This window comes from Nocardia mangyaensis (assembly GCF_001886715.1).
Taxonomy (GTDB): Bacteria; Actinomycetota; Actinomycetes; order Mycobacteriales; family Mycobacteriaceae; genus Nocardia; species Nocardia mangyaensis.
On sequence record NZ_CP018082.1, the window covers coordinates 2,911,398 to 2,925,917 of the forward strand.

Sequence of the window (14,520 nt, forward strand, 5' to 3'; positions counted from 1 at the left end):
TTCGTTGAAAAGAATTGAGAGACAGAGACAGAGGCAGTGGATATCAAACTCGGATTCAAGGCATCGGCGGAACAGTTCGGCCCGCGGGACCTGGTGGAGCTGGCGGTCGCCGCAGAGCAACACGGCCTCGACAGCGCGACGGTCTCCGATCACTTCCAGCCCTGGCGGCATAACGGCGGCCACGCGCCCTTTTCGCTAGCGTTCCTCGTCGCAGCAGGAGAGCGCACCCGGCGGATTCAACTCGGCACCTCGGTGCTGACGCCAACTTTCCGATACAACCCGGCAGTGATCGCGCAAGCGTTCGCGACCATGGGGTGCCTATACCCGAACCGCATCATGCTGGGAGTCGGCACCGGTGAGGCACTGAACGAGATCGCCACCGGCTACAGGGGCGAATGGCCGCAGTTCAAAGAGCGTTTCGCGCGGCTCCGTGAATCCATCGAACTCATGCGAGCACTGTGGACGGGCCAGCGCACAGACTTCGACGGCGAGTACTACCAGACAGTCGGCGCCTCGATCTACGACGTGCCCGAGCAAGGCATTCCGGTGTATATCGCGGCAGGCGGTCCTGTGATGGCTCGGTACGCAGGCAGAGTGGGTGACGGCTTCATCTGTACCTCGGGCAAGGGGATGGACCTCTATACCGAGAAGCTGATGCCGGCCCTCAGCGAGGGAGCGAACAAGGCGGACCGCGCGCTCGACGATATCGACCGGATGATCGAGATCAAGATCTCCTATGACACCGATCGCGAACTCGCGCTGGAAAATACGCGGTTCTGGGCACCGTTGTCGCTGACCGCAGAACAGAAGCATTCCATCACTGACCCGATCGTGATGGAGGCCGCCGCGGACGGGCTGCCGATCGAGCAGATTGCCAAACGCTGGATCGTCGCCGCCGACCCGGACGAGGCAGTGGAACAGATCAAGCCCTACATAGACGCAGGACTCAACCACCTGGTCTTCCACGCTCCCGGTCATGACCAACAACGTTTTCTGAACCTGTTCGCCCGTGATCTCGCACCCAGGCTGCGCGCGTTGTAACCGGCGAATAGTCGAACACACATCGAACTCAGCGGAGTGACTCGAATGAGTACCAACCCCGCGATCGTCACCGGTGCTGCCCGGGGAATCGGTGCTGCCGTGGCCCGCCGTCTGGCCGCGGACGGATTCGCCGTCGCCGTCATCGATCTCGACGAGGCCGCGGGCAAACCGGTGGTCGCCCAGATCGCGGCCGCCGGTGGACGTGCGATAGCGATCGGCGCCGACGTCGACGACGAGGTCGCCGTCGACGCCGCTGTCGAGCGGGTCGCCGCCGAGCTCGGCGCGCCCACCGTGCTGGTCAACAACGCCGACGTCCTGCGCGACAACCTGCTCTTCCGGGTGACCGCCGACGACTGGGACACCGTCACCAACGTCCACCTGCGCGGGTCGTTCCTGATGCCCCTGGCGGTCCAGAAGCACATGACCGCAGCCGGTTTCGGTCGCATCGCCAACCTGTCGAGCACCTCCGCGCTCGGCAACCGCGGACAGGCCGACTACGCCGCCGCCAAGGCGTGGCTGCAGGGCTTCACCAAGACCCTCGCACTCGAACTCGGCAAGTTCGCATCACGGCCAATGCGATCGCACCCGGCTTCACCGAAACCGGGATGACCGCGGCGACGGCGGCGCGCGTCGGTGTCGCGTTCGAGGACTTCAAGGCCGGGGCCGCGGCGGAGATCCCCGTGGCGCGCACCAGTGTGCCCGACGATATCGCGCAAGCGGTGTCGTTCTTCGTCAGCGAGGGCGCCGGTTCGTCTCCGGACAGGTGCTCTACGTCGCGGGCGGGCCGAAGGCATGAGGACTTTCCACGGCATCGACGAACTCGCCGACGCTGTCGGCACCCGCCTCGGCTACTCCGAATGGCACACCGTGGCCCAGGCCCAGATCGACACTTTCGCGGACGCGACCGGCGATCACCAATGGATCCATATCGATCCGGCGAAGGCGACACACGGTCCGTGGTTGGCCCAGGCGTTTTGCAGAGCCCTCGCGGTCTACGCAGGCGAAGAGGCGGAGCCGCTACACGGCGGCATGGGCATGACCTGGGAGCATCCGGCCCACCTGTACCTCGAGCGCGCCAAAGCCGACCAGCTCGCCTTCGGCACCGCCAGTGCGCACCGGGCGCGGCTCGCCGGACTGGTCGAGGATTCGGGATCATGATCGTCGGGGTCCTGCGCGAAGCGCGTCCCCGCGAAACGCGGGTGGCCGCCACTCCGGCGACGGCCACCCGGCTCGTCCGGCTCGGCTACGACGTCGTGGTCGAGACCGGCACGGGCACCCTCGCGTCGTTCTCTGACGGCGCCTACGTCGAGGCGCGCGCCACGATCGGCAACGCGCGCGCCGCTTATGTCGTGCTCGGTTCAACGCTCCGGCGGCCTACCAGCTCGACGACATGAACCCCGGTGCCACCGTGATCAGTCTGCTGGGGGTCGTGAACGATCCAAATCTGGTCACCGACCTCGGCAAGCGCGCCGGTCTTTCAGGCTGGCGGTCTTCCCGTTGCCGCGGTCGGCGTCGAAGACCTTCCCGTCAAGGAATGCTGCTGGTCTGGCTTTGGTCGGTGAACAGCTCGACTCCTCAGTGGGTGAAGTGTTCTCATCGCTGGCGCGTAAGGATCGGGTGGCCACGGCTGGGTTGTATGTGCGCGGTGTGATGCGGGATGGCAAACGCAAACCGGTGCAGCCCATGGCGCAGCGGCTGCAGACCGATCATCAGCGGTTGCAGCAGTTCGTGACCTCCTCGCCGTGGGACATGGTGCCGGTCCGCAAGGTGTTGTCCCACAAGGCGTGTGAGGTGATCGTCCCGCAGGCGTGGGCGATCGACGATACCGGGTTCGCCAAAGCGGATCCGGGTCGCCGTGTGTGGCCGGCCAGTACTCGGGCACTCTGGGCAAGGTCGGCAATTGCCAGGTCGCCGTCAGCGTGCACACGGTCACCGACCACGCGTCGGCACCTCTGAGATCCGGAGCCCAACACCCAGCGACCAGGATCTTCTTTCACTGCGGTCCAGCGCCGGTGGTGCGGCAGACTATAGGGGAGCACGGAGCCTGCAGAACCGCGAGCAGCACCGGCAGGAAGGCCGCGACTACTACCGCAAGAGCGTGACCGAACTCGACGGAGTGCTCAGCCGCCACCGTGAACCAGGCCATCCATGCCGAGATCCACGAAGCCTCCTGCGCCTCGCGGCGGGCCTGTTCAGCTGCGGCGGCGGCCATTTCGGCCTCGGCGATGCGGTCGGTAGCGGAAGCTTGCCCGGCATGTACCTGCGCCTCGGCGCCGGACGCCGCACGGCAGGTCGGCTGCCTCGGCCACGATGCCGACGCCGGAGAACGGCAGTGGGACACCCGCACCCGGGCCAGGGCATGCCCGCAAACGCTGCCCGGGGTCAGCACCGCGCCGCCGAAGCATCCTGCGCCGCAGGCCGGTCCCACAGCATGCGAACCAACCAGGCCGCACGCCAGCACCGGCAGCTGAGCCAGGTCCGAGCAGCGAACCGCCAGAACCGGCACGCCCCCGAGATGGCCCGATGGCGACCGTACCCGCCAGGGCGGTGGCCTGTTCTAGGCCGGTTCAGTCGTCTTCTTCGTTGCGGTCGGCGGCAGCCTCGGCGGGCTCTGCGGACCCGCTGGTCGCTGATGCTGACTCGGCGTCTCGTTCGGCTGGCTCGCTGATGCGGTCAGCCGCCTCGCGGTCCATCGGAGTGCTCATACCGGCGTTCCTCTCGATCGAGGCGGCCGGGCGACGCAGGCGACGACCGGTCACAAGGAGTTATCGGTGAATCGTCGCCGGCCGCGTCCGGCGCTGCCCGGGCTCCGGATATCGGCTGCGAGCAAGGCCCGGCACCGAGCCTGGAACGGTTGCGGTCGTTGCTGAGGCCCGCCACCAGCGGGCAATCCACGCCGCATCCCGAACCCGGCGTGTGGCCCTGCCCTGTCCACCGCTGGCATGAAGAGCCCGTTTACATACCTTGCATCGAGTGAAACGGTGCGGAAACAATCGGGGTCCATTATGCTTCTACGTGAGTACGAGGTGATTTTATGGTTCTGACAGTCGTCGAAACGGCCCGGGCTATTCCCCCCGGTTTAATTATGGACGTGCATATCCTCTGCGAGCTACTTGACAGGAACGGCTACGATTCTGCGAGCATTCTGACCGCTGCGGGTATTTCCCCGGACATCCTTTCCCGGCACGACAGCGAGATTACGCGACAACAAGAACTCGATCTCCACACGCTATTCGCCGCCACAACGCGTGATCGTCTTGACATCTGGGTCGAGTGTGGGCGTCGAAACACCTTTAGAGCGTGGGGGGATTTCGGCATGGCCAACATCACTGCTCCCACGCTGAGCCACGTCAGGTATCTCGCAGAGACGCACGGCGGGGGAACCGGGAGGTACCCGGCGGTGCGAGAGGATGGTTTGTTTACCGGACTGGCAATAGCGTTCGACCACCATCTCGCGCCAGGCACTCCTGGACATCTCTTCGAAGTTGTTCGGGAGGCGATCGCCGGAGTGGTGTTATACACCGAGCTATGGGGCGCGCCGTTCCCATTCGCTGATATTCAGGTGCCCGCCGAGACGGCCGCCTTCGGACTGTCCGACTATGTCGACGCACCAATCCGGTACGGAGAGGGGCCGCTACTATTTGCCTGGCCTGTCGAGCTCGATAAGGTACCGCTGCCTCATGGTGATCAGCTACTTCACCAGCAATACGTCGCGAAGCTAGACCGTTCCGATATGCGTCCAGTGCCTGGAAAAAGCATCGAAGTGCTGGTTTCGGACGCGTTGGAGCGGATGATAGACGTTCATTCGGGGCTCGATGGTGTAGCGGCGGAACTCGGCATCAGCAGACGCACCCTTCAGCGCCGGCTTACCGAGAGCGGTATAGATTTCCGTCGAGTTCGCGCATCTGTGCGTCTCAAGAGGGCCGCGGACATGCTTCGCTCGAGTGATGCAACGATCAGCGAGATCGCGTCCCTCGTCGGGTACTTGGAAGTCTCGAGCTTCAGTCACGCTTTCCGCCGCTGGTCTGGCGAGAGTCCGCGTCAGTACCGTCGCCGATGGTTGTCGCCTACCGAGGTGATAGGACCACCGGTTCGCCATGGGCATGGGACCGGGTTGGTCCGGTCGCGGGCAGTGTGCTGATGGTGGCCGATGATCGGAGTGTCGGTCAATCCGATGTGGCTGGTTTGCTGCGTCGCGGTTTCTGTCGGTCTCGGTAGGAGTCGCCTTCGACGACGAGTTCGTGGGCGGCTGATTGCAGCCGCTCCATCCCCGACTGCACGAGCATGCAAGGCCAGTGTTTGCTCGACGATCCAGCGGGCCGGCGGTCACCTTGTCGCGGGTGCCGCGGCGTGGGATGTAGCCGGTGATCCGTCGTTGCTCGAGCTCGGCGTAGACCCGCGGATAGTCGTAGCCCTAGTCAGCGGGCAACGTCAACGACCATCTCATGCTGTCCGAACTGCTCGATCGTGTGCGGCCGCTGCGAGGACGTCCCGGCCGACCACGCGAGAAGATCACGACTTTGATCGCGGATAAGCACGACCGCGAGCGGTAGCCCGTTACCGCAGGTCAAGATGTGGTGGTCTTGCGGCGGTCGACCGGGCTTGGACCGGTGTCGGTGCCCCTTTTCGCCCGCACGTGCGAGCCGTCGGGGATGACGCGGTCGAAATCGATCAATCCCGCCCGGTGGCAGTGAGCGAGCATCGTGGTGTGCATGGCCTCGAACACCCCGGCGGCCTGCCAGTCGCGTAGCCGCCGCCAGCAGGTCATACCGGACCCGAACCCGAGCTCCTGCGGTAGGTCTTCCCACCCGATGCCAGTGATCAGGACGAACAAGATCCCTTGCAGGACAGCGCGATCGTCCATCCGCGCTGGTCCCGGCGTTCCCGGAGCCTTGACCGGCAATAGCGGTTCGATCACTGCCCACAGCTGGTCGTCCACGATCCACGGCGCTGCCACGGCGAAACATCCTGCACTACAACAGGACTCGTCACCAACTGGCAGAACCTGTTGGGAGCTCTACGGACCCGCGCCGGGTCGACTACGAACCCACCGGCGTCGGCGTATTCGCGGAGCGAATCGTCCAACCGCGAAGCGGTCGGGCTCGCCGCATCGACGATGACCTTCATGTTGTCCGGGTTCACTGCGGTGAGGATCAAACCCTTCACCACCCCGACGCCGGCCCTGCATACCGGTGAGCAGGCTGAGCCGCCCGAAATCGACCTGCACCTCCGCCCTGGGTTCACAATCAGCGACAGGCGCCGTCGTGCGCTGCCTTCCGAACCCCAATTCCGGTGTCGCGTAACGATTCAGAGCCGGGGCGGCTGCACGACCAGGTGGCAGGTCGGAATGATGCTCCTATTCATGTCAACCGGCGGTGAGCCAGCGGCGGTAGCGTGCCGTTAGGAGGGTGTCAGGCCCTTTGCCTCGCTCAAGTTCGCTGAGCCTGGCGGGCTCGGCGCCGATACTCATAGCGGCATGGACGAGGGTCGCTCCGCGTTGATGTCGCAGCGCCCTGAGATCGGTTGTGTCGGGGAGCCGCAGAATCACTCTGACCCCGATCACCGAAACCTCCGGCAGCATCCGCCCCATACAGCGGCCGAGCGCCCGGAAACCCCCGCGGCCACGCCGAGTTGGTCCCATAACTGGCGAACAAGCCGGTCAGGGCGCCCCATCAGTGGCAAGCAGGTCATCCGATGCTCGTGGTAAGACCGGCTACGAAGTGGTCCTTTCAACCTGTCAGCCGACAGGTCAGGCACGACGGATCGACGGTTACGCATACGCGCCCCCGGTGGATGGCGCAAACGAACACAACCTTGGCGTCTCAGCGATAACCACTTCAGGGAAAGAACGCCTAACTTAGATGTAGTCGCATCTACCCGGGTTTCCGCGATCACCAACATTGTCAACTCACAACGCTCAATTCAAGGAATGGCTCGAGTCGCGCGCTGTTTCGCATCCCCGCAGTTCCTCCGTCGCTTGATGAGTGCCCATATGAGAGCATTCGGTACCCCAACGGTACGGGAGGCGAGGCGCATTCCAATCGGCCGCGATCCGTGGCAGGTTATCGTTTGTTGATGCGACTCACGGATTTCATCGGGAGCGACATAGGGCGGCACTTCTAACTCCACGTCGAAAGGAGAACGACTCATAATGCAAGCAAGGCAGATGATCATCGGTATGGAGCTCGGTAATGGCTATGGTGCCGCAGCCGACTCATGGCGGGCACCAGGGGTTGATCCGGCCGATTACCTCGATTACGACGTGCGGATCCGTCATGCGCGAGCAGCGGAGCGCGGAAAACTTCAGTTCTTGTTCTTCCCGAACGGACCGCACCATGTCGTCGACATCGAGCATTTCGGTCCGCAGATGACTCCGGACCTCATCGTCCATTCCGCCCTACTGGCTCGGGCGACCGAGCGGATCGGGTTCGTCGTGAGCGCATCGGCGATCTTCAATTACCCGTACACCCTGGCTCAGCAGTTGAAAACTGTCGATTACATCAGCCATGGTCGAGTGGCTTGGAACGTGGTTGCATCCGCTCATCCCGAGGTCGCGGCCAATTTCGGCTCGGCCGTTCTTCCCGGAAAGGACAGGTACGGTCGAGCGTGGGAGAGCGTGGAACTGGTCCAGTCGCTGTGGGCGAGTTGGGGTCGCGACGCGTGGACCCATGACCAGGCAGCCGGGCAGTACACCAGGCCGGGTGGAGTCAAGCCGGTCGACTTCGCCGGGAACTACGTCACGTCGCGAGGCCCGCTCTATATCCCGCCTTCCGACCAGGGACAGCCCGTCATGGTCCATTCCGGGCTGGGACCGGACTCATTTCGCCTTGCCGGTCGTTGCGCGGACCTTGTGGTCGGTCTTGCGTCGTCGATTGAGGATGCGCGCTCGCAACGAGAGACCCTCCGACGGTATACGGCCGAAGCCGGACGTGATCCGGACGGGGTGAAGTTTATCGCAGGGTTTTACCCCACGGTTGCCCGCACCAAACGAGAGGCGATCGAGAGGCGCGTCTCCCTATTGCAATCGCAGTTTCCTCAGCTGGTGCCGCAGCTGGGTGAGTTGCTCGGGGTGCCGCTGACGATGGACGACCTCGATCGGGTGCTCGAGCCGGATGAGATCGGCGCGCTCCGCCCTCCTCATCCCGACATGCCGATCTGGGAGCACGCCCGGATACCCCGCGCTCATGCCTTGGCGAGCGAGGGATGGAGTGTCCGTGACATCCTCGCGCTGGGGGTATTCGACGAGCATCCCGCCAAAGTCGGGACCGCGACCGAAGCCGCCGACCATATGCAGGAGTGGTTCGAATCGGGCGCGATCGACGGATTCTGGATCATCATCGACGTCTATGACGACGGCATCGACTCGTTCGTCGACAACGTAGTGCCGATTCTTCAAAACCGCGGGCTCTTCCATCGCGACTACGAAGGCACCACTCTGCGTGAGCACCTCGGTGCACGCGAGCAATACGGACCCGACTACAGGGTCGCGCAAACCGCCCGACCTGAGCAACCGCAGCACAGCACCCTGCCGGAAGGACAATAATGCCCTATTCGCTACTTACGCGGCGTGCCCGAGGCCGCGTTCGTTCAGTCGTCTCGGCGATAGTCGGGGTGACGCTGCTCGCCGGGGCCGCTGCTCTGGCGGGTTGCACGCCGGGCGCCTCAGGTGAAGGCGTGCTCCGGGTCGGAATCGTCGGTGCGGGCACCTCGGAGACCCTTGACCCGACCCATATGGACACGGAAGTGAGTATCGCCCGCGCCTTTCAGATCTTCGAGCCGTTGGTGAAGATGGGGTCAGGCGATGAGATCGTGGAGAACGTCCTCGCTGAATCATTCACACCCAACGACGACGCATCTGTGTGGACGCTCAAGCTGCGTGACGGGGTGAGGTGGCATGATGGCACGCCGCTGACCGTGGACGATGCCATCTACACGATCAACTACAACGTCGAGAACAAGACCTGGGCCGCGAATATTTGGTCGAATGTGGATCGGCCGGGTTTGCACAAGGTCGACGATCTGACGTTGCAAATGCCGCTGACAGCACCGAACTTCCTTTTCCCCGAAACGCTTGTCGATACCAACGAGCTGATCATCAAAGACGGTACCACCAGCTTTGAGCGGCCCATAGGAACAGGTCCTTTCAAGTTCGAATCCTTCACGCCTGGCCAGCAGTCGACTTTCGTTCGGAACGACGATTACTGGGGCGGCGCTCCGAAGCTGGAAAAAGTCGAGATCGATTCCATCAACGACGACAGCGCACGGTTGAATGCGCTGATGTCTGGTCAAGTCGACGCGATCTCGGGTGTGCCGTTCAGCGGGATCGCGCAGCTCGAACGATCCGGCCTCTCTGTCAGCAACAAGCCTTCCGGGTCGTGGGTGGGCATCCGGATGAACACCCGGATGAAGCCGTTCGATGACCCGAGGGTACGGGAGGCGATGCGTCTTCTGATCGATCGCGATCAGATCGTCAGTAACGCCTACGGCGGGAACGCGGCCGTCGGCAACGACTTGTTCGGCTGGTTCGATCCCAATTTCGCCGACCTGCCCCAACGCAGCTACGACGACGACAAAGCCCGCGAGCTGCTCAAAGAGGCCGGCTACGAGAACCTCACTCTCAGCCTGCCGACCACCAATCTCGCTCCGGGCATGAACGAGATGGTCACGCTCTTCGCTGCGTCGGCCGCCAAGGCGGGCGTCACGATCACCGTGCAGCAGATGCCCATGGCCGAGTTCTACGCGACCCCGCAGAGCGAGCAGCCGTGGTCCCCGACGTACTGGGAGGGGCGTCCGATCGGTACTCAGATCAATATGCAGATGAGCCCGCTGGCCGTCGATTCCGGTCTGAGCGAAACCGCTTGGACCGATCCGGGATTCCTCGCAGCCTACGAGGCCGCGACTTCGTCCAGTGGCCCCGCCGATCAGCGATCACACCTGATCGAGGCGCAGACGCGCATCTACGACGAGGGCCCGTACATCATCCCGGCGTTCCTTAACCTCGTCACCGCGCATGCAGACTACGTCTCCGGACTCACTACCAATATGCGGATGCCGTTCGGTGATTACGACTTCTCCGACGTGATGGTGAAGTGACGACAATGGTTATCACTGAGTCGCTTCGTCATCGGGTCTCCGCTTCCAGGCGAGGAGGCCGGTCGCTTCCCCCACTTCTGCGATACGTCCTGCTGCGGATCGCCGCGGGCGTAGCCACCTTGCTAGCGGTGTCCGTGCTGGTGTTCTTCGGTGCCAACCTCCTACCCGGGAATGCGGCAGAGGTCGCGTTAGGAGTTCGAGCCGGTGATCCGGCCGCTCTCCAGGCAGCGTTGAAGTCGGCCGGCTTGGATCAGCCAGTGGCTATTCGGTATTGGTCCTGGCTCACCGGTTTGCTACACGGTGACCTCGGTGTCTCGATGGTGTCTCATCAGCCGGTCGCGAATCTCGTGGGGCCGCGGTTGGGGAACACGCTTGTCCTGACCGGGTGCCTGTTGGTGTTGTTGATTCCGGTCTCGTTGGCCTTGGGGACGTGGTCGGCGATGCGGAAGGACACAATGGTCGATCAGGTCGTGGGAACCGGCACGATGTGGTTCCTCTCCACTCCGGAGTTCGTTGTGGGCACGTTCCTGGTGCTGATCTTTGCCAGCTGGCTCCGGATTTTGCCGAGTGTCTCGATGCTGAATCCCCGGTTGACGGCGCTGGAGCAGCCGCATCTCCTGGCGCTGCCCGTGTTGGCAATGTTGATCGTGGGTGCGGGCCAGTTGACTCGTCTGGTGCGGGCCTCGACGATCGAGGTGCTGCAGTCCGATTTTGTGCAGATGGCGGTGTTGCGTGGGGTGCCGACTCGCACCTTGATCATTCGCCATGTGCTGCCGAACTCATTGGGCCCGACGGTGCAGATGCTCGGTCTGGCGTTGGGGTCGTTGATCGGCGGTGTAGTCGTGATCGAGATGGTCTTCAACTATCCGGGGATCGGAACGATGCTCGTGCAGGCGGTCTCGACTCGTGACATCACGACGGTAGCCAGTTTGGCGATCCTGATCAGTGCTGCGTATATCCTGAGTAATCTGATCGCCGATCTCGTGGCGATGGCGCTCAATCCGCAGTTGCGACGCGGAGGTGCGTTCTGATGGCTGCGATCTCGACGACTGCACCCACCCGTGCCTCCTTCGTGAGGCGGGCCGCGGCGAGTGCAGGGACTGTGTACAGGCTCGCGACGGGTACGTCCGGCGGCCGGTTCGGTGTGGTGGTGCTCGCGATCATCCTGCTGATCGTCATCGTCGGTCCATTCGTGGCGCCGTTCGGCATCACGCAGGTTGCCGGCGTTCCTTTCGGCGCTCCGAACGGAACGCATCTGCTGGGCACCGATTATCTCGGACGTGATGTCCTCAGCCGCTTCCTGCACGGCGGAAGCACTCTCGTCATACTGTCGCTGCTGGCTCCCCTGATCTCGTTGGTGATCGGAGGAGTGATCGGCACGCTGGCCGGATCGATCGGAGGCCGGTTCGATCTGGTCACGACCTGGATCGTGGATGTGGTGCTGTCGTTGCCGGCGCTCATTCTGGCTCTGCTCGTACTGGCGAGTCTGGGAACCGGGCCCGGTGCCTCGCTCGCGGCATTGACGGTCGTTCTGGCCCCGGGAGCGATTCGGGTGGCGCGGGCGGCGACCCGGGAGGCGGCTTCGGCGGACTATGTCGAAGCGGCGCTTGCCAGGGGTGAGAACCGGCTGAGCATCGCTGTGCGGGAGATCCTGCCCAATACCCGGTCTGTGCTTGCCGCCGATTTCGGCGCGCGGGTGGGATTCGCCGCCTTGATCTACGCGGGTATCAGCTTCCTCGGCGTGGGCCAGTCGCCGCCGGCGGCGGATTGGGGCCTGATGATCAACGAGAACCGGATCGGCCTCCTGACACAACCCATCGCGGTCGTCGTGCCGGCCATAGCCATCGCGCTCTTCACCGTATCCGTCACCAGTGTTTCCGATTCGATTGCCCGTTCCGTGGGCGGAAGGACCCGATGATGAGCGCTCGCGCATCGCTGAGACCTGATACGACCAGCACACCCGCTATCTGCGATCCGGAGCAGGAACCGGTGCTTCAGGTGCGCGGTCTGCGTATCGAGACAGAGTCGGGCGTCGAGATCGTGGACGAGATCAGTTTCGATGTCTCGCGGGGGGAGATCTTCGCTCTCGTCGGAGAATCAGGCTGCGGGAAGTCGAGCGTCGCGCTCGGGCTGCTCGGTTTCGCCCGCGCCAGCGCGCGAATCAGCGCGGGTGAGATCAGGGTGGGCGCCACCGACTTGGCTGCTCTCACCGCTCGGCACCTGCGCTCTGTTCGCGGTTCCCGGATCAGTTACGTTCCCCAGGACCCGAGCAAGGGGCTCAGCCCGCGCCGGACGATCATCTCGCAGATGGTCGAGACCCTCACGGTGCACGGGGTGGCCGCTGCCGACGCCCGGAAGCGATGTATCGAGGCGATCAGCGATGTGGAGCTTCCCGCCGACGAGCGATTCATCAATCGCTACCCGTTCGAACTCTCCGGCGGACAGCAGCAACGCATCCTGATCGCAATGGCACTGGTCGGCCGGCCCAGCGTGATCGTGCTGGACGAACCGACCACAGCGCTCGACGCGACCTCCCAGAAGAAGATCATCGAACTCGTAGCCCACCTTGCGGCGCGACGTGAATCAGCCCTTGTCTACGTCACGCACGACCTCGCCGTGGTTCAGGAGATCGCCCACCGGGTGGGCGTCATGTACTCGGGGCGTCTGGTCGAAGTCGGATCCTGTATGCAGATCTTCCGCAATCCCACCCATCCCTACACCGCCGAACTGCTCAACTCGGTACCGAGCGTCCTGACCGGACGCGCTATCACTGGTATCCCGGGTACCGCCGCGCAACCGGGCGAACGGCCGAGCGGCTGCTTCTTCCGCACACGATGCCCCGTCGCCACCGACCTCTGCGCGGAGGAGTACCCCCCGGTCGTTCCGGCGCACGACGACGGATACATCCGGTGCGTGCGCCCGAACTCCGTCCCGGTGCGGGTGACGATCCGCGAGGAGATGGTCGCCCCACTGATCGGAGTTCCCGAGATCGAGGTGCGCGATCTGGTCGCAGCCTACGGCCAGGGGCAACGCAGGAACGTCGTGGTCGAGGATGTCAGCTTCGAGATCGGCAAGGGAGAATGCGTGGCCGTCGTCGGGGAGTCCGGCAGCGGAAAGACGACCACCGGCCGGTGTATCGCAGGTCTGCATCAGCCCTCAGGTGGCCAGATCCTGTTCCGGGGCGAGCCCCTGCCGGGTCAAGCGAAAGCCCGCACCCGCGAACAACTCCAGCAGGTCCAGATCGTATTCCAAAACCCGGACCGCTCACTCAATCCGTCCCACACCATCCGGTCGATCATCGGGAGACCGTTGGAGATGCTCGCCGGCACTCGCGCCTCGACAGGCGAACTGGCCGAGCTCCTCGATCGCGTTCAGCTCTCTCCGCGCGTTCTCGGCAAGTACGCCGGTCAGCTCTCCGGGGGCGAGAAGCAGCGCGTCGCCATCGCACGTGCACTCGCCGCAAGACCCAGCATCATCGTCTGCGACGAAGTCACCTCGGCCTTGGACGTCTCGGTGCAGGCCGCCATCGTCAACCTTCTGGATGATCTTCGCCGCAGTGGCGTCTCGCTTCTGTTCATCACCCACAACCTCGCAGTCGTCCGCAGTCTCGCGAACCGGGCAATCGTGATGAAGGACGGACGAGTCGTCGATCAGGGTGCCACCGCATCGCTGTTCACCCAGGCGCGCCACCCGTATACCCAGGCCCTCTACGACGCGGTCCCCGAGGTGCGTCTCACCGCATGAACGGGCCCTGAGAACGCCGGACCCGGCGTGAATCACATCGTCCAGATCATTTCAATTGGAGAAGTAGTGATTGAGAAGAAGATCGTGCCTGCCGATTCGAAAGCCATTCGGCACGCGTTCTCACAATTCCCTTCAGGCGTGGCAGTGCTGTCAGCCGAACGGGACGGAATCAAGCACGCGCTCGTCGTATCGTCTTTCATGGTCGGGGTCTCCTTGGCCCCGACCCTCGTTGCGGTCGCTGTTCAAAAGAGCTCCGGGACATGGACAGCCCTGTCCGGTGCCACGTCGCTCGGCGTGTCGATCTTCGGCCGAGGACAGGGCGACCTCACCCGACAACTCGCCGGGAAGGACCGCGCAACCCGCTTCGAGCAGGTTGCGGTCGAGACCCGCGAAAATGGCGCGATCTTCATTGACGGCGCAGCACTCTGGCTCGAGTGCTCTATTTACCGCGTGGACGATGTAGGGGACCACTGGTTGATCCTGCTCGAAGTCAGCCGGCTCGGCGTCGGGGAGGCCGAGCCCCTGATCTGGCACCGATCACGTTTCCGCGAACTCGCCGCCACCGGATCGATCGCCGTCTCTTGACTCACAACACACGGCAAGAAGCACATGACCCCCCACCTGCCGCGGCAAAGATCACCG

13 protein-coding genes and 3 pseudogenes are annotated in these 14,520 nt (G+C 63.8%); 12 read left to right on the forward strand and 4 right to left on the reverse strand.

Annotated elements, in window-relative coordinates; all coding sequences use genetic code 11:
* Window positions 1-36 precede the first annotated feature (36 nt).
* From fgd to BOX37_RS13305, 5 genes and pseudogenes are all read left to right on the forward strand, one after another.
* Window positions 37-1,041, forward strand: a complete 1,005-nt coding sequence (gene fgd / locus BOX37_RS13280; RefSeq protein ID WP_071927917.1) for a glucose-6-phosphate dehydrogenase (coenzyme-F420) — start codon at window positions 37-39, stop codon at window positions 1,039-1,041.
* Window positions 1,042-1,086: 45 nt separating this feature from the next.
* Window positions 1,087-1,837, forward strand: a pseudogene (locus BOX37_RS13285) (SDR family oxidoreductase).
* Window positions 1,834-2,199, forward strand: a complete 366-nt coding sequence (locus tag BOX37_RS35780; protein WP_084759601.1) for a MaoC/PaaZ C-terminal domain-containing protein — start codon at window positions 1,834-1,836, stop codon at window positions 2,197-2,199. Before BOX37_RS13285 ends, BOX37_RS35780 begins: the two are co-directional and overlap by 4 nt.
* Window positions 2,196-2,435, forward strand: coding sequence for a hypothetical protein (locus tag BOX37_RS34640; protein ID WP_071927918.1), 240 nt, complete (start codon window positions 2,196-2,198; stop codon window positions 2,433-2,435). Before BOX37_RS35780 ends, BOX37_RS34640 begins: the two co-directional genes overlap by 4 nt.
* A gap of 151 nt (window positions 2,436-2,586) precedes the next feature.
* Window positions 2,587-2,996, forward strand: a pseudogene (locus BOX37_RS13305) (transposase); the annotation flags it as partial.
* Window positions 2,997-3,034: 38 nt separating this feature from the next.
* Here BOX37_RS13305 and BOX37_RS33955 read toward each other — a convergent pair.
* Both BOX37_RS33955 and BOX37_RS13310 read right to left on the reverse strand, forming a co-directional pair.
* The gene (locus BOX37_RS33955) at window positions 3,035-3,547 is read right to left on the reverse strand and encodes a hypothetical protein (protein ID WP_156910384.1); all 513 of its coding nucleotides are present in this window, start codon (window positions 3,545-3,547) and stop codon (window positions 3,035-3,037) included.
* A 61-nt stretch (window positions 3,548-3,608) separates the two neighbouring features.
* The gene (locus BOX37_RS13310; protein ID WP_156910385.1) at window positions 3,609-3,746 is read right to left on the reverse strand and encodes a hypothetical protein; all 138 of its coding nucleotides are present in this window, start codon (window positions 3,744-3,746) and stop codon (window positions 3,609-3,611) included.
* Window positions 3,747-4,075: 329 nt separating this feature from the next.
* On the opposite strand from BOX37_RS13310, the gene BOX37_RS13315 reads away from it, so the two are divergent.
* Window positions 4,076-5,182 (forward strand): helix-turn-helix domain-containing protein, encoded by a 1,107-nt coding sequence (locus BOX37_RS13315; protein WP_084759603.1) that lies wholly within the window; start codon window positions 4,076-4,078, stop codon window positions 5,180-5,182.
* A 25-nt stretch (window positions 5,183-5,207) separates the two neighbouring features.
* Here BOX37_RS13315 and BOX37_RS36370 read toward each other — a convergent pair.
* Window positions 5,208-5,327, reverse strand: a pseudogene (locus BOX37_RS36370) (ATP-binding protein); the annotation flags it as partial.
* A 281-nt stretch (window positions 5,328-5,608) separates the two neighbouring features.
* Complete coding sequence (locus BOX37_RS13325; RefSeq protein WP_071927921.1) at window positions 5,609-5,998, reverse strand: IS5/IS1182 family transposase; 390 nt, start codon at window positions 5,996-5,998, stop codon at window positions 5,609-5,611.
* 1,209 nt (window positions 5,999-7,207) lie between these two features.
* Between BOX37_RS13325 and BOX37_RS13335 the strand changes: the two genes are divergently transcribed.
* The 6 genes from BOX37_RS13335 (at window position 7,208) to BOX37_RS13360 (ending at window position 14,463) form a co-directional block, all read left to right on the forward strand.
* The gene (locus BOX37_RS13335) at window positions 7,208-8,584 is read left to right on the forward strand and encodes an NtaA/DmoA family FMN-dependent monooxygenase (RefSeq protein WP_206045821.1); all 1,377 of its coding nucleotides are present in this window, start codon (window positions 7,208-7,210) and stop codon (window positions 8,582-8,584) included.
* Between the two features lie 68 nt (window positions 8,585-8,652).
* Window positions 8,653-10,134 carry an ABC transporter substrate-binding protein gene (locus BOX37_RS13340; RefSeq protein ID WP_167659933.1) on the forward strand — a complete coding sequence of 494 codons (1,482 nt, stop codon included), beginning with the start codon at window positions 8,653-8,655 and terminating at the stop codon, window positions 10,132-10,134.
* A gap of 5 nt (window positions 10,135-10,139) precedes the next feature.
* Complete coding sequence (locus BOX37_RS13345) at window positions 10,140-11,165, forward strand: ABC transporter permease (RefSeq protein ID WP_156910386.1); 1,026 nt, start codon at window positions 10,140-10,142, stop codon at window positions 11,163-11,165.
* Window positions 11,165-12,052 carry an ABC transporter permease gene (locus BOX37_RS13350; RefSeq protein WP_071927925.1) on the forward strand — a complete coding sequence of 296 codons (888 nt, stop codon included), beginning with the start codon at window positions 11,165-11,167 and terminating at the stop codon, window positions 12,050-12,052. Before BOX37_RS13345 ends, BOX37_RS13350 begins: the two co-directional genes overlap by 1 nt.
* A 71-nt stretch (window positions 12,053-12,123) precedes the next feature.
* Window positions 12,124-13,878 (forward strand): dipeptide ABC transporter ATP-binding protein, encoded by a 1,755-nt coding sequence (locus BOX37_RS13355; protein ID WP_071931465.1) that lies wholly within the window; start codon window positions 12,124-12,126, stop codon window positions 13,876-13,878.
* A gap of 27 nt (window positions 13,879-13,905) precedes the next feature.
* Window positions 13,906-14,463 carry a flavin reductase family protein gene (locus BOX37_RS13360; RefSeq protein ID WP_206045822.1) on the forward strand — a complete coding sequence of 186 codons (558 nt, stop codon included), beginning with the start codon at window positions 13,906-13,908 and terminating at the stop codon, window positions 14,461-14,463.
* Window positions 14,464-14,520 lie beyond the last annotated feature (57 nt).